Origin of the sequence: Nocardioides bizhenqiangii (assembly GCF_034661235.1) — a bacterium.
In the GTDB taxonomy this organism is placed as follows: domain Bacteria; phylum Actinomycetota; class Actinomycetes; order Propionibacteriales; family Nocardioidaceae; genus Nocardioides; species Nocardioides bizhenqiangii.
This window is the reverse complement of sequence record NZ_CP141059.1, coordinates 1,741,603-1,760,177: the sequence shown is the minus strand read 5'-3', so window position 1 is coordinate 1,760,177 and position 18,575 is coordinate 1,741,603. Positions and strand designations below refer to the sequence as shown.

The 18,575-nt window shown below is 67.8% G+C and carries 15 protein-coding genes; 6 read left to right on the top strand and 9 right to left on the bottom strand.

Annotation, left to right across the window (positions count from 1 at the left end; all coding sequences use genetic code 11):
- Positions 1–2,049 carry an ABC transporter substrate-binding protein gene (locus SHK19_RS08560; RefSeq protein WP_322938398.1) on the bottom strand — a complete coding sequence of 683 codons (2,049 nt, stop codon included), beginning with the start codon at positions 2,047–2,049 and terminating at the stop codon, positions 1–3.
- Here SHK19_RS08560 and SHK19_RS08555 point away from each other — a divergent pair.
- From SHK19_RS08555 to SHK19_RS08545, 3 genes are read left to right on the top strand one after another with little or no spacing between them, the layout of a single operon-like run.
- Positions 1,948–3,963 (top strand): prolyl oligopeptidase family serine peptidase, encoded by a 2,016-nt coding sequence (locus tag SHK19_RS08555; RefSeq protein WP_322938397.1) that lies wholly within the window; start codon positions 1,948–1,950, stop codon positions 3,961–3,963. The genes SHK19_RS08560 and SHK19_RS08555 overlap by 102 nt on opposite strands.
- Before the next feature lie 44 nt (positions 3,964–4,007).
- The gene (locus tag SHK19_RS08550; RefSeq protein WP_322458143.1) at positions 4,008–5,210 is read left to right on the top strand and encodes an aminomethyltransferase family protein; all 1,203 of its coding nucleotides are present in this window, start codon (positions 4,008–4,010) and stop codon (positions 5,208–5,210) included.
- Positions 5,211–5,217: 7 nt separating this feature from the next.
- A complete protein-coding gene (locus tag SHK19_RS08545; RefSeq protein ID WP_322938396.1) occupies positions 5,218–6,804 on the top strand; it encodes a phytoene desaturase family protein in 1,587 nt (528 codons plus the stop codon).
- Positions 6,805–7,557: 753 nt separating this feature from the next.
- Here SHK19_RS08545 and SHK19_RS08540 read toward each other — a convergent pair.
- The 3 genes from SHK19_RS08540 to SHK19_RS08530 all read right to left on the bottom strand — a co-directional run bounded on the left by SHK19_RS08540 (position 7,558) and on the right by SHK19_RS08530 (position 10,595).
- Positions 7,558–8,088: a potassium channel family protein gene (locus tag SHK19_RS08540; RefSeq protein WP_322938395.1), complete on the bottom strand. Its 531-nt coding sequence runs from the start codon at positions 8,086–8,088 to the stop codon at positions 7,558–7,560.
- Positions 8,089–8,217: 129 nt separating this feature from the next.
- Complete coding sequence (locus SHK19_RS08535) at positions 8,218–8,970, bottom strand: ZIP family metal transporter (RefSeq protein WP_322938394.1); 753 nt, start codon at positions 8,968–8,970, stop codon at positions 8,218–8,220.
- Positions 8,971–9,026: 56 nt separating this feature from the next.
- Entirely contained in the window at positions 9,027–10,595 is a 1,569-nt protein-coding gene (locus tag SHK19_RS08530; RefSeq protein ID WP_322938393.1) for a DUF1254 domain-containing protein, read from the bottom strand.
- 288 nt (positions 10,596–10,883) lie between these two features.
- Here SHK19_RS08530 and SHK19_RS08525 point away from each other — a divergent pair, with 288 nt between their 5' ends.
- Entirely contained in the window at positions 10,884–11,216 is a 333-nt protein-coding gene (locus tag SHK19_RS08525; protein ID WP_322938392.1) for a carboxymuconolactone decarboxylase family protein, read from the top strand.
- 26 nt (positions 11,217–11,242) lie between these two features.
- On the opposite strand, the gene SHK19_RS08520 is transcribed toward SHK19_RS08525, so the two are convergent.
- The 3 genes from SHK19_RS08520 to SHK19_RS22095 form a co-directional block, all read right to left on the bottom strand.
- On the bottom strand, positions 11,243–13,486 hold the full coding sequence (locus SHK19_RS08520; protein WP_322938391.1) for a LuxR C-terminal-related transcriptional regulator: 2,244 nt from the start codon (positions 13,484–13,486) through the stop codon (positions 11,243–11,245).
- A 153-nt stretch (positions 13,487–13,639) separates the two neighbouring features.
- On the bottom strand, positions 13,640–15,373 hold the full coding sequence (locus tag SHK19_RS08515; RefSeq protein ID WP_322938390.1) for a SulP family inorganic anion transporter: 1,734 nt from the start codon (positions 15,371–15,373) through the stop codon (positions 13,640–13,642).
- Positions 15,370–15,612, bottom strand: coding sequence for a sulfatase-like hydrolase/transferase (locus SHK19_RS22095; RefSeq protein WP_405030491.1), 243 nt, complete (start codon positions 15,610–15,612; stop codon positions 15,370–15,372). The genes SHK19_RS08515 and SHK19_RS22095 overlap by 4 nt, the downstream gene beginning before the upstream one ends.
- A 174-nt stretch (positions 15,613–15,786) precedes the next feature.
- On the opposite strand from SHK19_RS22095, the gene SHK19_RS08510 reads away from it, so the two are divergent.
- On the top strand, positions 15,787–16,266 hold the full coding sequence (locus tag SHK19_RS08510; RefSeq protein ID WP_322938389.1) for a hypothetical protein: 480 nt from the start codon (positions 15,787–15,789) through the stop codon (positions 16,264–16,266).
- Between the two features lie 223 nt (positions 16,267–16,489).
- Here SHK19_RS08510 and SHK19_RS08505 read toward each other — a convergent pair whose 3' ends face one another.
- Positions 16,490–17,389, bottom strand: coding sequence for a YhjD/YihY/BrkB family envelope integrity protein (locus SHK19_RS08505; RefSeq protein WP_322938388.1), 900 nt, complete (start codon positions 17,387–17,389; stop codon positions 16,490–16,492).
- A gap of 193 nt (positions 17,390–17,582) precedes the next feature.
- A complete protein-coding gene (locus SHK19_RS08500) occupies positions 17,583–18,008 on the bottom strand; it encodes a DUF7144 family membrane protein (protein WP_322938387.1) in 426 nt (141 codons plus the stop codon).
- A 227-nt stretch (positions 18,009–18,235) separates the two neighbouring features.
- On the opposite strand from SHK19_RS08500, the gene SHK19_RS08495 reads away from it, so the two are divergent.
- Complete coding sequence (locus tag SHK19_RS08495) at positions 18,236–18,571, top strand: carboxymuconolactone decarboxylase family protein (RefSeq protein ID WP_322938386.1); 336 nt, start codon at positions 18,236–18,238, stop codon at positions 18,569–18,571.
- The last annotated feature ends 4 nt before the right edge of the window (positions 18,572–18,575 follow it).

Here is an 18,575-nt window from a genome sequence, read left to right as displayed (position 1 = left end):
TCACTCCCGGGCGTCCGCCGAGGACCGCCGGCGCAGGGCGAACACGACGCCACCGACGAGCAGCAGCGCGAGCAGCACGCCGCCGGCAATCAGTACGCCGTTGCTGGTTCCGTCGTCGTCATCACCCGACGAGGAGGACGCGCCGACGGCGGACTCGATGCCGTCGCAGTCGCCGGCCTCGTCGGCGGGCCTGAGCAACGTGTAATTGAACGCGCCGTACTGCACGAGCAGCACGCCGTCGGGATCCGGCTGTGGCTGGAAGCACGCGAACCGGTCGGTGCGCACCGCTTGGCCGTACGTCGTGTACGCCGTGACGAGGTAGGGCGCGTCGCGGTAGATGATCTCCTGCATCCGCTGGACCGTCTCGATCCGCTTCTCATCGTCGAGCTCGGCGTTCTGGGACGCGTAGAGCTCGTCGAACTCAGGGTTGCAGTACCACGAGTCCGACGACCCGCCGCGCGCGTCGCAGAGGAAGACCGAGAGGATCGAGTCCGGGTCGGGCTCGACGAACCAGCCCCAGTGGAACGCGTCGAAGTTGCCGTCGAGGATGACGTCGGTGAGCTGGTTGCTCTCCATCACGCTGACCTCGGACTCGATGCCGATCTCGGCGAGCCACTCCTGGAAGAACTCCATGATGGTCTGGGACCTCGGCTCCTCGGTGCGCGCGAACAGCCGGATGGTGCCGATCTCGCTGCCGTCGGGCATGGTGCGAAGCCCGTCGGAGCCGACCTCGTAGCCCGCCTCGTCCAGGAGCTCGCCGGCCCGGTCGAGGTCGAACGTGAACGCCACGTCCTCGGGCGGCTCCCACCGCCAGGACTCGTAGGCCGTCGGGATGAACGTGTCGCCGGGGACCGCGGCGCCCTGGTAGGCGGCCTCGACCAGCCGCTCGTTGTCCAGCGCGAAGCCGAGGGCGTACCGGAAGGCGGGGTCCTCCAGCGCCGGGTTGCCGTCGCCCAGGGGCTCACCGGTCTCGGGGTCGACCGCGCCGACGTTGAAAGCGATCTCCTCGAAGTAGGGCGAGACGCCGTTCTGGGCGTGGATGCCGTCACGGCCCTGCAGGGCTTCGACCTGGATCGGGCTGATGTCGTCGACGAAGTCGACCTCGCCCTTGATGATCGCCTGGACCGCGGGGTCCTCGCTCTTGTAAACACGGAACGCCACCCGGTCGACGTGGGGCGTGCCTCCGTAGTAGTCGGGGTTGGCCTCGAAGAGGTACGTCGAGCCGCCGGCCGTTCCCTCGACGAGCCGGAACGGGCCCGAGCCCACCACGGGCTCGCCGTCTGAGGGCTCGTTGCGGTAGGACTTCACGTCGTCCTCGGCCACGTCGGACCAGATGTGCTCGGGAAGGATCGGGATCGGCAGCAGGGGCAGGACGGCGTTCGGCTTCGAGAGCTCGAGCACCACGGTCGTGTCATCGGGAGCGGTGACGGTCTCCACCGACGTCAGATAGGTGCCCCAGTTCCCGGACTCGGGACCACCGTCGATGATCCGGTTGTAGGTGTAGGCGATGTCGCCTGCGGTCAGCGGCTCCCCGTCGGACCAGTCGACTCCCTCGCGGATGTCGAAGGTCCACGTCAGGCCGTCTTCGGACGTCTCCCACGACGTCGCGAGGGCGGGCGCCGGCGAGATGTCCTCCATGGAGTAGCCGACCATGTAGTCGTACATCAGCGCCCACATCTCGTACGACGTGGCCTGGAATCCGTTGAACGGGTTGAACGAGTCGACCTCGTCCAGGAATGCGACGGTGAAGGTCACCGGCTCGTCGTCCGCCGCCGCGCCGGCCGGCTGCACCGGGGACGCGCCGACCGTCGCCAGCAGCAGACCGACGACCAGGGTGCCCGCGGCCGCCACGAACCCGCGGACGGGTCTACGGTGCCGGGTGTGACCATCCCGCTCAGCCCGCCCCAGGCGCCGCGCGAAGCGCACGAGCACACCGAGCACGGAGAGGTGCGCGCCGATCCCTACCACTGGATGCGTCGGACGGACTCCCCCGTCCTGCTCGCTCACCTCGAGGCCGAGCGACTCTGGTACGACACCGCGACCGGACATCTGAACTCCCTCGTCGAGACCCTACGGTCCGAGATGCTGGGCAGAGTGCCCGCTACTGATCGAACAGTCAGTTGGCGACTCCAAGGCTGTTCCTACTACACGGCTCTTCCCGCTGGAAGAGAACATCCACAGTTGTTGCGGGAAAAGGACGATTCCGATACCACTGAGGTCCTCCTCGACGTCAACGAGCTGGTCGACGATTCCGGGTACGTCGAGCTCGGACTGTCGGTCGTCAGCCCCGACCAGAAGTGGCTGGCCTACTCGGTCGACCGCACCGGCGACGAGGTCTACGAGCTGCGGTTCCGTGACCTCGAGACCGGCGCCGACCTGCCCGAGGTGGCACCGCGCACGTACTACGGAGGCGCTTGGAGCAGCGGGTCGGACCAGTTCTTCTACACGGTCCACGACGACGCCTACCGCCCCTTCCAGGTGTGGCGCCACGAGCTCGGCGCGCCAGTGGCCGACGACGTGCTCGTCCTCGAGGAGCCGGACGAGCGCTTCGAGCTGAGCATCAGGGCGACGCGAAGCGGCGCCTTGGTCGTCATCTGGTCGGAGAGCCGGGACACCCGCGAGGTGTGGGTGGTCGACGCCGCGTCGCCGACGTCGCCGCCGCGCTCGGTCGGCGGACGGCGCCCGGGCGTCGAGTACCACGCCGAGCACGTCGTCCTCCCCGACGGCACGGACACGCTGCTGCTGGTCACCAACGACGACGCCACCGAGTTCCGACTCGCCCGCTGTCCGGTGCCCAGCGATTCGGACCAGGACCACACGTCGTGGTCGCCGGCGCGGGCGGAGCGCCCCGACGAGCGGTTGGAGCGGGTGGACGGGTTCGCCGGACACGCCGTGCTGAGCTTCCGGTCGCAGACCCAGCACCGGCTACGGATCCTGCCGCTCGACGCGCTGGACGGCGACGGCATCGTGATCGAGCCGGCGTTCGACCGCGGCACGGTGGAAATCGGGCCCAACACCGACCACCACGCCACGACGGTGACCGTGGAGGACCAGTCCTACATCGAGCCGCCGGTCTGGTCGGCGGTCAGCCTCCGGACTGGCGAGCGCACCGAGCTGCTGAGGCGCCGAGCGCCGGGCCACCACGCGTCGGCGTACGTCTGCGAGAGCCGAAGCGTTCCGGCCCCCGACGGGACTCCCGTGCCGGTCACGCTGGTGCGCCACCGGGACACCCCGCTCGACGGCACCGCACCCGCCCTGTTCTACGGGTACGGCGCCTACGAGGCCGTCTACCCGGACCAGGAGTGGGACCCCGCGATCCCCTCACTGCTGGACCGCGGGGTCGTCTACGTCCATGCCCACGTCCGGGGCGGCGGAGAGGGCGGTCGGCGGTGGTGGCTGGGGGGACGGCTGGAGCACAAGCAGAACACGTTCACCGACTACGCCGCCGCGGCCGACGGGCTGGCTGGGCTCGTCGACGGCGAGCGGCTCGCCACCCGTGGGTTGAGTGCCGGCGGACTGCTGCAGGGCGCGGTCTTCAGCCAGCGGCCGGACCGATGGCGGGCCGTGGTCGCCGAGGTGCCTTTCGTCGACGTGGTGACCACGATGCTCGACGCCTCGATCCCGCTGACCATCACCGAGTGGGACGAGTGGGGGGACCCACGCCGGCGGGAGGACTTCGACTGGATGCTCGCCTACTCGCCGTACGACAACCCGCCCAGCGGCCCCCGACCCGACCTGCTCGTGACCGGGGCGCTGCACGACCCGCGCGTGATGGTCTTCGAGCCGGCCAAGTGGGTCGCCCGACTGCGCGAGACCGATCCAGGATGGTCACCGCGTTGTCTGTTCCGGGTCGAGACCGGCGCCGGCGCCCATGTCGGGCCCGCAGGCCGGTTCGCCCACCTCGGGTACGAGGCCGAGATCTACGCCTGGGTCCTGGATCGACTCCGCCCCGGAAATGACTGAGCGCTACTGACTCTCAGGTCAGTAGCAACTAGCCTGTTGACGCGATGATCACGACCACGCCCTTCCACCCACGCCTGAGCGAGCTCAACACCCAGGGCCTCTACACACACTGGCAGGGGCAGCTGTCCGCGCTGCGGTACACCCACGCGCCGAAGCACGAGTACTTCGCGGTGCGCAACGCAGTCGGCGTCTTCGACACCTCGCCCCTGTACAAGTACCGCATCACCGGGCCCGACGCCGAGCGGCTGCTGTCCGGCGCGCTGGTGCGGGACATCCGCACCTGCCGGCCGGGCCAGGCGCAGTACACGGCGTGGTGCGACGACCGTGGCTTCGTCATGCACGACGGTGTCGCGTTCCGCCATTCCGCTGACGACTTCCTGCTCACCGCGGGCCGCCCCGCGCTCTCGTGGTTCGATGAGCTGGCGTCCGGCCTGCGGGTGCACCTCGAGGACGTGTCCGGGGCCTACGGGATGCTCGCCGTCCAGGGACCGCGCTCCCGGGCGGTGCTCGCCGCCCTGATGCCCGAGGCCGAGACGTTGGCGTTCTTCGGCCACTCGCCGGCCAAGGTGGCCGACGCGGCGGTGACCCTTTCGCGCACCGGCTACACCGGCGACCTCGGGTTCGAGATCACCGTCGGGGCCGACAGCGCGGTCGCCGTGCTCGACGCGGTGCTCGACGCCGGGTCCACCCACGGCATCCGCCCGTTCGGGGAGGAGGCGCTGATGACGCTGCGCATCGAGGCCGGCCTCCCGCTCATCGACATCGAGTGGCACGACGCCCGACTGGCGATGAGCGACGCCGACTGCGTCACCCCCAAGGAGCTGGGTTTCGGCTGGATGCTTCGCGGCGTCCGCGACGGTTCCCGGCGGTTCGTCGGGTCCGAGGCGATCCGCCGCGAGCTCCTCGACGGCACATCCCGCTGGGCGACCACCGGCATCGTCGTCGACCCCGCCGACTGGGACCGGATCCACCGCGAGGTCGGCCTGTTCCCGCCGAAGTCCGAGCACCCGTTGCCCTACGAGTCGATGGTGCGGGACAACGATCGGGCGGAGGTCGGCTACTGCACGAGCTTGGTGTACTCGCCGATGCTGCAGCGGCACGTCGGCATCGCCCGGGTCCGCCCCGAGCTCGCGGCGGTCGGCACCGACCTTCGGCTCGAGCTCGCGATCGCCCACCACAACACGACGGTGAAGGTCACCACGGCCTCGATGCCGTTCTTCGACCCTGCCCGGAAAAAGGATGAGTGAGGAAGGCATGAGCTCGCACGACTTCGACGCGATCGTCGTGGGTGGCGGTCACAACGGCCTCACCAACGCGGCGTACCTCGGCAAAGCCGGGCTGCGCACCCTGGTGCTGGAGAAGAACGACCTCGTCGGCGGCGCCGCCATCACCGAGGAGCTGATGCCCGGGTTCTCGTTCACGACGTTCTCGTACGCGCTGAGCCTGCTGCGGCCGGAGATCATCCACGAGCTCGACCTGGTGAAGCACGGCTTCCTGCCGCTGATGATGCCGTCGTCGTTCCACCCCACCGGCGACGGCGACTACCTGCTGTTCGGCGACGACCACGCCCAGAACATCCAGGAGATCCGCCGGCACTCGCCGCGCGATGCCGACGCCTACGAGCGCTACCACCACGACCTCGACCGGGTGTGCCGGGCGATCCGCCCGCTCTTCGACAACCCCCCTCCCAACATCTTCGGCAGCGACCCCGACGACGCCGTCGACGTGAAGTGGCTCGTCGACCACCTCAAGGGTGTCGACCGGAAGACGATGCACGACGTCGTTCGGTTGCTGACCGGCAGCGCCGCCGACTTGCTCGACGACTACTTCGAGCACGAGGCGATCAAGGGCTACCACGCGTCGTCCTCCATCATCGGCTCGAAGGTCGGGCCGATGTCGCCGGGCTCCGGCCTGGTGCTGCTCTTCCACAAGATGGGTGAGCACGACGGCCACCTCGGCTCGTGGGCCTTCCACAAGGGCGGCAACGGCGGCTTCACCCAGGTGCTGGCCCGGGCGGCGCGGGCCTACGGCGCCGAGATCCGGCTGGGCGCACCGGTGGCCTCCGTGCTGACCGACAACGGCCGCGCGGTCGGCGTCGTCCTGGACGACGGCACCGAGTTCCGGGCGCCGGTCGTGGTCTCGGCGCTGGACCCGCGGCGCACCTTCCTCGACCTCGTGGAGCCCCGCGAGCTCCCGCTCGACCTGGTCGACAACGTGCGGCGGATGAAGTTCCGGGGGGTCTCGGCCAAGGTCAACTTCGCCCTCGACGGGCTGCCGGTATTTCCGGCCCTGCCGGATACCGTCGACCACTACGGCGGCTTCCTCAACATCGGCCCCACCATCGAGTACGTCGAGCGCGCCTTCGACGCCGCCAAGTACGGCTGGTACTCCGAGCGGCCCTACATGGACGCCGCGATCCAGTCTGTCGTGGACCCCGACATGGCCCCGCCGGGCAAGCACGTCATGTCCTGCTTCGTGCAGTACGCGCCGTACGAGCTGAAGGGCAGCGACTGGGAGACCGAGCGCGACGCCTTCGGCGACAAGGCGCAGGCCGTGCTCGAGTCGCACTTCCCGGGCTTCGGCGACCTGGTGCTGCACCGCGAGGTGGTCACGCCCGTCGACATCGAGACCCGCACCGGGCTCACCGAGGGCAACATCTTCGCCGGCGAGTTCCTGGCGCCGCAGATGTACTTCTTCCGCCCCGCGCCGGGCTGGAGCCAGTACGCCACGCCGATCGACGGCTACTACCAGTGCGGGTCGGGCACCCACCCCGGCGGCTGCGTGATCGGTGCTCCCGGCAAGCTCGCCAGCCAGCGGATCCTGCGCGACCTCCCCCGCTGACCAACGGAGACGGGCCCCTGACCTGCTCGCGCAGATCAGGGGCCCGTCGTCTGGCTCCCCCGGTTGGACTCGAACCAACAACCCTCCGATTAACACGAGCACTTTCACCAACTTTCGCAAGCTCTCAGAAATGCCCCCTGACCTGGGCATACATCACTCACCCGTCGTGACTGGCTTTCAGTGGCCGTCACTCAATCCGTGACCAATGCGTGACCTAATCGCCGGACTTTGCGAGTCACCATCTGGGGCTCGCCTGACCCCACACCGTGTTTGCCCCGGACAACATGCAAGGGAGAGAACAAGCCGCAGTCGAGTGCGAACGCGAAGAGCAGTGGCGCCGCGTGGCGCCGCGGATTTGAACCTGAGACCTCTGGCTTGGATCGGCACGTTGCCGACCGGTACGCATCAATGCGGGATGCAGCCGGATCCTCTGTTTTGATGAGGAGGAGTCCTCGCTGACGGTTCCGACTGTATCCGACGAACTCGTCACGCTCCCGATTGATTCCGGAGGGTAAGTGGAGGCAGGTCGAATCCTGGACACATCTCGTGCTGCCCGTGGACGTCACGCTGGGCCACGGCCGGCCCGGCGAGCAGCGGCGGCAGACTCCGTTCTCTGCTCGCCACCCGGTTCTCTGTACCGCGACATCTAGGCCACACTAGCGACCGGGCGAGCAACTCCGCGCCGATCGGAGCCCGTGTGCTGTCGTCCGCGTCCTGCTAGGAGCGATCCCGCGTGGGTGCAATCGATTCGGGTCATTGCCGTTCACGGCCGCGTTGAACGGCGCCGGCGAACACTCGGATCCCCAGGCCGAGCACGAGTAGATCCAGCAGTATCTGGACCGTGACGAGACGTCGCGCGATCTGACTGGTGGCCGAGATGTCGCCGAAGCCGACGGTCGCGAAGACCGTGACCGTGAAGTACAGCGCATCTGACCGCGTCAATCCTTGGACGTTGAAGCTCTCGGGATCGTCTTGTGCCATGACGAAGTAGGCCGCCGCGAACAGCAAGAGGAATAGCGGTGCGGTGATTGCTAGCGCTTCGATCGCACGCACCCCCGGGTGGGCTGCCCGCGGGATCGCACGTATCTGCCATGTGCACACGCCGAGGAGTAACAGCAGCCCGACGACGAGAGACACGCCCACGGGGACACCGTCCACGCGCTCGAGCGGTGAGACGAAGTACAACACCACCAGCACCAAGGTCGAGGCCGCCGCTTTGAGCAGGCCGCGACCGATGAGGCGACGTCGCCTGGCCGGCGACAACTCAGCGCGGACGCTCGTCATCCCGTCCCTGTGTGCGTCAGTCGCTGATGACGGTGCAGGACCTGGCTCATTCTCGTCGGCCATCGTGAGCCCTCCTGAGGGATCTCGTCCCGCCGTCGTTGTCGCGGTACGTCGCGGTGAGTTGGCGGCTCACGCGAGCGCGTGGATCGAGTAGGCGACTACGAAACCGAGCGTGGTGATGACCCCGGCCAGCTTGCCGCCGTGCTTGAATGCCTCGGGCATCATCGTGTTGGCGAGCATGGTGAGGATCGCGCCCGCGGCGAACGCCAGGACGAAGGCGACGGTGTCGTCTGAGGAGTCCTGGAAGACCGCGTAGCCGGTGAGGGAGGAGAGGCCGGAGATCACGGCGATCCCGATCCACATCCATAGGAGCCGGGACTTCTTCCAGCCTCCCTTCAGGAGGCCGGTGGTGGCCGAGATGGACTCGGGCAGGTTGGACAGGAAGACCGCGGCCAGATAGGCGGCGCCCACCGCTCCGCCCTCGTAGATCGTCAGACCGATCACCATCGACTCCGGTATCCCGTCGAGCACGGTGCCGAGCACGATGGGCAGCGCGGAGCCGCCCTCCTCTTCCCCGTCCGTGGCGTCCTCACCGCCTGTGGCGTCCTTGCGTCCGCCGCCGCCGAGCCGGTCGATGAGCCGATCTCCGCCGAAGAAGACCAAACAGCCGGCGAACACCCCCGCGGCGACCCAGCCGGAGCCCAGGGACGTCTCGGCCGCTTCTTCGATCAGGTCGAACGACACTGCGCTGATCAGTACGCCGGCACCGAAGCCCATGATCAGGCCGATCGCCCGGAGGCTGATATGGAACCAGAACGCGAAGAGCGCGCCGATCACCAGAGAGGTGCTGGCGACCAGCCCCCAGACGAATGCCTCACCCATGTTGACCCCTCTTCGCTACGTGGATATCCGGCAGGAGGGATATCCGGCCGGAGGGTCTACGCCACCGGTTCGATCTCGCCGACTCGCCAGGACTTGTCGAAGAACGGCTGAAGCGGGCTGTACAGGCGCAGGATGACGAACCAGCCTCGTTCGGGGTCGGTCTGGACCCAGTTGCCCGGCGGCACGTCGTCGGGTCGAGTGGGTGAGAAGTGGATGACGGTGCTGCCGTCGGGCTCGGCTTCGGCGGCGGGTGAGGGGTACTCCTGGCTTCCGGCCCGTGGGTAGAGCTGCTCGGTCTGCAGCATGGAGCGGGTCTGGTTGTCATAGAGCGTGAGCGACCAGAACCTGGCCGCCGGGATGTCCTTGGGCAGCCTCAGCCGATAGGTCTTGCCGCCGTCGAATGGGTCGCCGGCGGCGTCGAGATTGGCGAACATGTACTGCGAGCCGACGCCGGTCAACCGCATGCACATGGCGGGGGTGATCCCGGTCGCGGCGTAGAAGAACGACGTGCGCGAGTGCAGTCGCCGCGCCCCCTTGTTCGGGAAGGGCTGCACTCCTTCGGCAGTGATGTTTGGCGGCGGGTTGGTGAACTCGAACCCACCGACGAACAGCATGTTCCACCATGCGGAGTCATGGTCGTAGTAGCGGAAGCCTTCGGTCGGGTGGGCGCCCATCCCGAGGGTCCGGGACGCAGCATTGCCAGCGGCCACCGCGTCGTCGAGGACCTTCCGCAGCCGATCATCGGGTGCGAACTTCGCGTCCTTGACGATCCCGAGGGCGGCGAACTGACCGGCCACCTCGGTGTCGAGCGCCTCGGCCGGCTCCAGCTGGACGAGGGCATCGAGCATCTCGTAGTGGCCGAAGTCGTTGGGCGGGATCGTGTTGAACGCCAGGCCGGTGCCCTCCACGAACCGGGGACTCTGCGCAGTGGCTGGCTGGCCGAGCGGCCCCTTCCCGGTCAGGAAAGCGCCGATGCTGCTGCCCACACCGCCCGGTGTATAGGGGTAGATCTTCAGCCGCTCTTTGATCACGTCGACGGTCGGGCCGGGGTCCATGCCCGGGTTCTCGTTGATGAACGAGCGGGCGCCCAGCCATACGTGGTTGGTGCGAGAGTGCCGGACGTGGTAGCCACCCTCGGGCAGCGGACCGTCGTAGCCGGGGCCGACCAGCAGGTAGGTGCCTCCCTGGCCGCGGTCCGGGCCGGGCAGTCCGAAGTCGGTGACCCAGCGGAACCAGATGTCGTCGATGAGGCCCAACGCGTCCGGGGGTGTTTCCAAAACCAAGGGGCCGTCGGACAGGTCAAGGAAGGAGATGTAGTACACCGTGTCGGCATTCGCGGTCAGGAACAGCGACCGGGAGTCCATCAGCTCGGAGAAGATCAGCACGTCGCCGTCCATGACCCCGGCCTCCAGGAACCCCTCCCGCATGGCGTAAAGGGACACCCCCTGGATCGTGTTCATGAACGTCTCGACACCGTGCAGGTAGTCGAGGTGGTCGCGGACCTTCTCCGCGGTCCCCGCGGTCGGGTAGCCGTCGGTGAACTCCAGGGTTCCGATCCCAGACCCCACCTGGGCCGGAGTCGTGATCGCTGCGGGCACAGGCGTATTGGTCACATCGGCGGGCATCGTGGTCTCCTCAGGTTCAGGGCTCGGTTATTTGGAACGTAGGCTCGGTCGCCGCTCCGGTCATCACCCTGATCGTGTGAAGCGGAGCCTCGACAAACGAACGTCCGCCTCCGGATCGTCGCCCTGACTGATCACATTTCGCTCCACCGCCACACGGATGGCGTTTCACATCATGTGAGTGATGCGCACGCAGGCAGCGCGGCCGTTCAATGGCGTCGACGAGTCCGAAAACGGGGGGACCAGCCAGCCCCCCGGGTCTGCGTGCTGCCCCGAAAGAAGGAACTTCCGTTGGACTACACCGACCTGTTGCGCCGCCTCTCCCTCCACGACGAGCGGGTGGTGGCGGAGGTCCTCTGCGGCTCCGACCCCCAGTTCGAGGGGCCCGCTGCCATCCTCGATCCGAGGTCGCTGGCCCTGGTACGGCTCGCCGCCCTAGTTGCGGTCGGTGGGGCCGTGCCTTCGTTCGGCGCCCAGGCGGATGCTGCGATCAATGCGGGTGCGACGGCTGCCGAGATCGTGGAGGTGTTGGTGGCAGTTCTACCGGTGGTAGGGCTGCCGTGCGTGGTGGCGGCAGCCCCGAAACTGGCGCTAGCGCTCGGGCACGACGTCGACGACGCGTGAGGTGTCCTGCCTGGTGGCGACGGCGGTCACGCGCCGAGGAGGCCGATTCGGGTGGCCTGTAGTACCGCGCTGTTGCGTGAGGAGACGCCCAGCTTGCGATAGATCGAGGCCACTTCGGAGCTGACTGTGTTGCGGCTGACGAACAGCCGTTCCCCGATCTCGGCGATCGTCAGATGCGTCTGAAGGTAGGGCAACAGCCGCAGCTCCGCACCAGTCAGGGGTGCTGCGCCGGTGGCGCCGAGTTGGGCGTTCGCGGCCACCGTTTGGCGGACCTCCGCTACCTGGTCGACGAGCGCGCCCAGGGCGGGTCGGTGGAGCAGGAGCTCGTCGATCTCTCGCACCAGGTGGCGAGCAGCGGCCTGGTCTCCTCGGATGGAGTAGACCTTGGCGAGCTGCAGCCGGGCGCGCACGGCCAAGAAGGGCAGCACGAACGTGCACGACGGTCGGGCTCGCATCGCCCGCGTGAGCTGTCGGTCCGCCTCGTCCAGATCGCCACGGCGTACCGCCAGGCGCGCCGCCACCGCGAAGGCGAGCACGCTGACGGCATAATCCTGCAGTCGATGCTCGTCGATGACTTCGAGCGCCTGGCCGACGCGTTCGGCCGCCTCGGCCCACCTGCCGTGATCCGTCGCCAGCAGCGCGAGCTCGGCCGCTGCATCAACGCGATTGTCGGTGTTGCCGAGGTTCGTGCCGACGGTGATCGTCTCGGCGAACAGCGCCGCGGCCTCGGCCTCGTGGCCGGCGAGCAGGTGCGCGTGCGCGGCCATCACGAGCGCCGTGTCGCGAAACGGGCTCCAGGCCGGCTCCTGGGCCATCGCGACGTCGGCGTCGATCATCATCTGCTCGGGTCCCGATGCGCACATGACTGCACGCAGCATGGCCCGGGCGGAGCTGAACGATGCACTGCCGTCCAATGGCGTCTGGTCGAACGAGGCGGCGTCGATGACCGCCGCCCACCGTTCCGCCGCCGCGGTCTGCCCGGTCAGTGCGCTGATCCATCCGGCCAGGACTGCCAACGGTGGGTAGTCCTGCACAGCGGATTCGCCCAGTGCCGAGAGCCACCGCTGGACGGTCGGCACTTGGCCGGCCATGTACATCGGCAGCACCTGCTCGGTGACCAGCTGGACGCACCGGTCGTGCTCGGAGGTGTCCAGCAGGTGCTCGATGGCCAGGGTCGGGGATCCGTGGGACTGGTACCAGTCAGCGGCGCGCAGGTGCAGCTTGGTGATGACGTCGGGCTCGACGCGTCGCAGCTCACCGAGGAGAAACTCCCGGTACAGCCCGTGGTAACGGAACCACTCACGGTGACGGTCGAGCGGGACCAGGAACGAATTCGATGCCTCCAGCGCACGGAGCCGGGCCTGGCTACCGGACTCGCCGAGGACGGCATCGCACAGGGGGGCGGACATCTGGTCGAGGATCGCCGTCCGGCGCAGGAAGCGCTGGGTCTTCTTGGGCAACAGCATCAGGGACTCGCGGTACAGGTAGTCGGCCACGTACCGGTCGTCTCCGGACACCGAGAGCCCCTGGTCGCGGTCGGAGCGAGCGATCATCGCCGCCAGATAGAGACCAGCCGGCCAACCCTCGGTCCTCCCGGTCACCTCTGTCGCCACCTCGCGGGAGACCTCAACGTCGGCTTCGGCGAAGACCTGCTCGGCCCCGACCACATCCAGGGCCAGGTCGTCGCCCACGAGCTCCAACGCGTCTCCGGAGGCGCGGAGCCGAGGCAGGTGGGGCTGCTCGAACCGACTCGCCCCGACCCACTGGGAGCCTTGCGGAATCCCCGAGATCGCCACGCCCAGGGCGTCGTAGCACGCCGACGTCTGCAGCTCTTGCAGGTCGTCCACCATGAGCACGAATGGCTGCGGGCTCGACTTGAATGCCGAGGCGAGGCGGGGCGCGGCCCGTCCCAGGGCGTCCACGCATAGGCCACTCATGTCGGCGACGAGGTCGTCGTTGCCCGGCGAAACACGAGCGTAGGCCGAGGCCAGCAGGATGAGCAGCACCCCGGGGTCGTCGTCGTAACGGTCCAGGGATACCCAGGCCACACGACGATCCTCCACGAGTGCCCATTGGGCGAGCAGGGTTGTCTTGCCATAGCCGGCGGGCGCGGTCACGCCGACCACCCGGCAGTCACTTGCCCGGGTCGCGTCGATCATTTCGGTGCGACTCACCATGCCCGGACGAGTCTCGGGCACCGAGAACTTGACCTCGAGCAAGGAACGTTCGAGCCCGATAGCCACAGGGGCGGCCGAGAGGGAATCCTCCACGGCGATGAGCGTATAACGCCGAGAGACGGGTGCCCCTTCCCCCGTAGCGGGTGATCGCACGGTTCCAGGCGAGGTTGTGGCAGCTGCGTTCGGCTGGTTCAACCCGAAGGTGATCGTGCCGGGCCCTCGGGGGGTGCGGCCGCCTCTGACGGGCTACGAGTCGGCAGCGCTGGTCTCGGCGGGCGGGTTGCGCTTCAGTTGCGCGATCACGTCGGTCAGCGTCGGCGCGACGTGCACGCGGCCGCCGAGGTGGATGAGACCGGCGCGTTTCGCGATGGCGACCAGGTCGCTGTGGGTCGCGACGAGGTGGACCTCGATGTTCCGCCCCTCCAGCCAGTCAAGCAGCTCGGTCAGAATCTCCAGCGTGGTGAAGTCGAGGTCGTGCTGGGTCTGGGGGTCGAAGACCACCGTGGTGACAGGAGGAACCGTCGAACGCACCAAGTCCCTCACCGCGTCGCGGTTGGAGACCGCGTTGGCGTAGTAGACCGGCTCGTCCGTCCGGATGATGAGCACACCATCCAGCGGGACTGCATCGGGGTTGCGCACCATGGCCGTGTACAGGTCCTCCGAACCAGGCAACCTGCCAAGGGCCGTCACACTGGATCGACTGGACCGATAGATCACCAGCAGTAGGGATGCCAGCATCGCGATCACCAGGCCCTCGAGGACGTCGATCAGCAACACCCCGGCGAAGGCGAGGATTCCCATCCAGAACTCTGCGGGAGCGAGACGCCTCACCTTCACGAGACTGGTCACCCTCATCAGGTGGCTCACCGCATGGATGATCAGCGCCGCAAGCACAGCCTCCGGCAGATCTTTGAAGATGGGGGTCAGGAAGAGGATGGTCAGCACGACGAAGATCGCCGCGCTCAATCCGGACACCTGACTGCGGGCTTTCGCCCCGTCGTTCACCGCCGACGACGACATGCTCCCTCCCGCGACCAGTCCACCGAGAGAGCCCGACGACAGGTTGGCGGCGCCGAGAGCGAGGAGCTCCTGGTTGGGATCGATGTCATAGCCATGCTTGTTCGCCAGCGACCCCGCCACTCCCAGCGCCTCGCTGTAGGACACGAGCAGGATCCCGATCGCCGCCGGCACCAGCGTCCACAGGACTCCAGCGTCCACCTGAGGGATCCCAGGCGATGGGAGCCCTGAAGGCAGCGTGCCCACTACCTCCACTCCGTGGTTCCCGGAGAGGTCGAGCACCGCGCTCAGAAGGATGCCACCGGCCAGCACGACCAGACCTCCGGGGAGCGCTTTGGAGATGCGCGGAAGTATGAAGAGTGCGGCCAACGCGGCGATCCCCACTGCGAACGACCACCAGTTCGCCTCGTCCAGCTGGGTCACGACGTGCCACAGCTTTCGCGGCACGTTTCCCTCGCCCTTCTCGACCCCGAACAGCTTGTTCAGCTGTCCGACGGCCACGAAGATCGCCAGCCCGAGGACGAAACCCTCCATCACCGGGCGCGATAGGAACTGTGCGATGAAGCCGAGCTTGGCCAGTCCGGCAAGGACGAACAGGACTCCCACCAGGAGGACAAGTGCGGCCGCGTACGCCGCGTACGTCTCCGCGTCCTCAGGTTTCAGCGCAACCACTGTGCCGGCGAGCAACGCTGCCGTCGCAGAGGTCCCCACCACCACCAGCTGACGAGACGAGCCGAATACGGCGTACGCGATGAGGCCCCCCATGGCGGTGTACAGCCCGGCCTCCGGAGGCAGGCCGGCGATACCGGCATAGGCCATTCCCTCGGGAACGACCAGCCCCCACAGGGTCAGGCCGGCAACCATGTCGCGGCTGAGCCACGATGTCTGGTATCGCCGACCCCAGCCCAGGATGGGCAGATGGGCCTCGAACCAGCCCGGTCGGCCGGTCGTCTGCTGACTCACAGCGTCCCCCACTGCATCTGCACCTCTGGGGTCCTCTCGGGCTCATTTGCCGAGGGCGCGCGGATGTTCGCCGGCGCCTGCCGAGTCGGCGCGCCCAGAGCGGCCGTGTAGAAGCGGTTGTACCGCAACCCTCCAGCCGCCAGACGCTCCGCCGTGGGGGTCTGGCACGGACCACCACAGACGCTGCCGGCGCCGAAGCCCACATCGTCGACCAGTACGACCAGGACGTTCGGCAACATCGCTCGGGCGTGGCGGCCTGGTCCATTGGTCATGGAAGTACTCCCTCAGCTGCGGGCGTGCGGCACCACCATCATGGGGAGAACCGGACGGAGGAGCGTCACCCAACGTGTGTGAATCTCGGATCATGTGGTGTGGGTGATGCGGTGGTCACCCAACGGGCGCATGGTGGCCGCATGGGACCAGCTCAGCGCTCTCGACGATTCGGATCGGCACTGCTCGCCGTGGTCGCTGGGGTCTTCCTGGCCAGCTGCGGTTCGAGCGACCCGAGCGATACGACCACCACGGCCGACTCGTCCAGCCCATTCGCGACGGCCACCGCCGCCGCGGGGTGCACAGACGTGGCCGCACTGAAGTCCGCGGTCCAGACTTTGACGGACATCGAGCCGCTGCAGGACGGGCTCAACGCGCTGGAGGCCGCGCTCGCCGACACCAACACGGCGCTGGACACCGCGGTGGCATCGGTCTCGGCGGAGCTGCAACCGGCCGTCGGGCAGCTCGAGACCGCGTTCGCTGCCGTGCAGACAGCCGCGGACGGGCTGACGACCGACAATCTCAAAGAGAAGGCGCCCGGTATCGTCACCGCGCTTCGAGGCCTGGAGACGGCGCTGACCTCCCTCACCGCAACGCTGTCGCAGGAGTGCCCCGAGTCGTGACTCAGTCGTGTCGCGGACCGGACCGCCTTGCCGTCCACCTTGAACGCGCGTTGTCCGGACTCGTCCTCGATCCAGTAGTCGTCGCCGATCGTCCACAGCTGCTCACGCATCTGGTAGCGCGTCGTGCCTGAGTCGTCGTCCCCTCCGGCGATCCCGTAGTCGCATGGTAATGCCCTCCTCGATGATGGTGGCTGTCAGACCTTGCTTCGATGTCCACAACATGTCAGGAGCCGGGTTGGGGGTCGTCACCTGAACCGTGTGAGGCCTTCTCGTCTTCGTTGGCCCCGTCGGGCTGCATGACCGCCCCGGCAGCATCGGCCCGGATCCATCGGCCCAGTCCTCCCTCATCGGTGGCGATCACCTGGCCAAGGATGGCGGTGGCCATGAAGGCGAACGACACCGAGTACAACAACGCGAGATACGTGAACGCGACGCCGATGGAGCCGTAGCGGTCGGCGCTGGTCTCCAGTGCCCCGGGCAACCAGGCAGCGATGACCGGCCGCCCCGCAAGCATGACGAGAGCCATGATCAGCGCGCCCGGGAGCAGGAGGCGCGGGCGCACGGCGCCGGACAGGAGAATCCACGGCACGAACATCGCGATGGCCAGGTCGCAGACCAACGACACCGCAGCCGGCCACACAGTCTCAGGCGGCACACCGCTCACCAGCTGACCCACGATGCGGACCACCAGAAGCGAGAACGCCAGCGCCAGGACGACCGCGATCCACCGCCACACGTGCCCCAGGCTGCTCCTCGGACGCGGCAGGTCCCAGATGGCCGCGAACGCCCGTGTAAGAGCCCGCGATACACCAGTGGCCGTCACCACCACGACCACCGTGCCGACGATGCCGAAGGCGGCGTCCCCGGCGGCGGTGACCGCCTCCTCGAGAAGCACCCGCGACTCCTCCGGCATGCTGACCGAGTCGCCGATCCGGTCTGCGTCCTTCCGTGTCGCCCACGTGGCCAGCAGGATCAGGATCGGAAAGATGCACGTGAAGAGCTGGGCGGCGATCGTCATCGACCGGTCGAACAACTCGACCCGGTTGAACGACCTTACGGTGCGGACCACCACGCGTCCCGGCCAGTGCACCAACAGCCATGACACCAGACGGCGCCAGAACACCAGCAACCTGCCCGGGGGATTCTCGGCGTCGTCAGCCGGCTCACGGTGGCTTGGCGCGCCAGCGGGCTTGTTACCCGCTGGCCGGCCTGCCGTGCCCTCTGCCGATCCCATCGTTGCCACCCGCCCTAGCCAGTGAGCTCCTGACCCCACTCGCCATGGCAGGAGCGGGGCGGCCTCCTTCGGAGGCCGCCGTTCATCGCACGATGTCGCGGCCGTGAGCGGAGAGCGCCCAGATGATGAAGACGTCCAGCGCGATGACGGTGATCGCCCAGAACGGGTAGTAGGGGATGAACGCGAAGTTGGCCAGTGCGCTGAGGACGGCCAGGATGATGGCGACCACCCGGCCCCACATCTGGCCAGACAGCACCGCGAATCCTGCGAACAGCACCAGCAGCCCGAGCAGGAGGTGGATCCAGCCCCACTCGGTGGCGTCGAACTCCAGGATGTAGTTCGGCGTGGCGACGTAGAACTCGTCCTTGGCGAGAGCGGCAATCCCTGCGAAGGTCTGGAAGCCGCCAGCCATGATCATCATCACGCCGGCGAACGCAGTGAAGCCGACGGCCCAGCTGTTCGGGGGCTCGCCATCGGACCTCTGCTGTGACGTCGTCTGCTCGGTCATGGCCGAGTCTCCTCTCTCGCAGCACCGAGTGTGCGGCGCACCACGAGTCTGGATCCCGAGAGGTGTGCCTGTCGTCACCCAGATTGGACGAAGAATCCAACGACCGCGCTGGTTTCACACGATCTCAATGATGCCTCTCAGCCGCTGCCGGAGTGCACTGAGTTCAGCGGCAACCCTGCCGCGAGTCTTCGACACACCCGAACCCCCGACAACGACAGGGAGACATCATGACCGACACGACGAACGCGAACGAGACTCCGGTGCTGGATCTGCTCGCGAGGATGACTGCGGACTCGGTCGACGCATCGAACCTCGACGAAGAGACCCTGATTCTGGTCCGCGTCGCTGCCCTGGTCGCCGTCGACGCTCCCCCGGTGTCGTATGCGCTGAACCTCGAGGTCGCCGGTGCGATGGGGATCGACCCCGAGAAGCTTCGTGGCGTCCTCGCTGCGGTGGCGCCGATCGTCGGCACCGCGCGGGTTGCGGCAGCGACGGGCAACATCGTCAAGGCGCTCGTTGTCGAGCTCGAGGTCGCCGAACTCGACAGCCAAGACGAGGTCTAGCAGC

Bases quoted from the DNA above. Each gene is read 5' to 3' on its own strand.
- SHK19_RS08535 (WP_322938394.1), bottom strand. From the start codon at position 8,970: ATGGGTGAGGCATTCGTCTGGGGGCTGGTCGCCAGCACCTCTCTGGTG.
- SHK19_RS08500 (WP_322938387.1), bottom strand. From the start codon at position 18,008: ATGACCGAGCAGACGACGTCACAGCAGAGGTCCGATGGCGAGCCCCCG.
- SHK19_RS08545 (WP_322938396.1), top strand. From the start codon at position 5,218: ATGAGCTCGCACGACTTCGACGCGATCGTCGTGGGTGGCGGTCACAAC.
- SHK19_RS08550 (WP_322458143.1), top strand. From the start codon at position 4,008: ATGATCACGACCACGCCCTTCCACCCACGCCTGAGCGAGCTCAACACC.
- SHK19_RS08530 (WP_322938393.1), bottom strand. From the start codon at position 10,595: ATGCCCGCCGATGTGACCAATACGCCTGTGCCCGCAGCGATCACGACT.
- SHK19_RS08510 (WP_322938389.1), top strand. From the start codon at position 15,787: ATGGGACCAGCTCAGCGCTCTCGACGATTCGGATCGGCACTGCTCGCC.
- SHK19_RS08540 (WP_322938395.1), bottom strand. From the start codon at position 8,088: ATGACGAGCGTCCGCGCTGAGTTGTCGCCGGCCAGGCGACGTCGCCTC.
- SHK19_RS08560 (WP_322938398.1), bottom strand. From the start codon at position 2,049: ATGTCCGGTCGCGGTGTCGTACCAGAGTCGCTCGGCCTCGAGGTGAGC.
- SHK19_RS08495 (WP_322938386.1), top strand. From the start codon at position 18,236: ATGACCGACACGACGAACGCGAACGAGACTCCGGTGCTGGATCTGCTC.
- SHK19_RS22095 (WP_405030491.1), bottom strand. From the start codon at position 15,612: ATGTTGCCGAACGTCCTGGTCGTACTGGTCGACGATGTGGGCTTCGGC.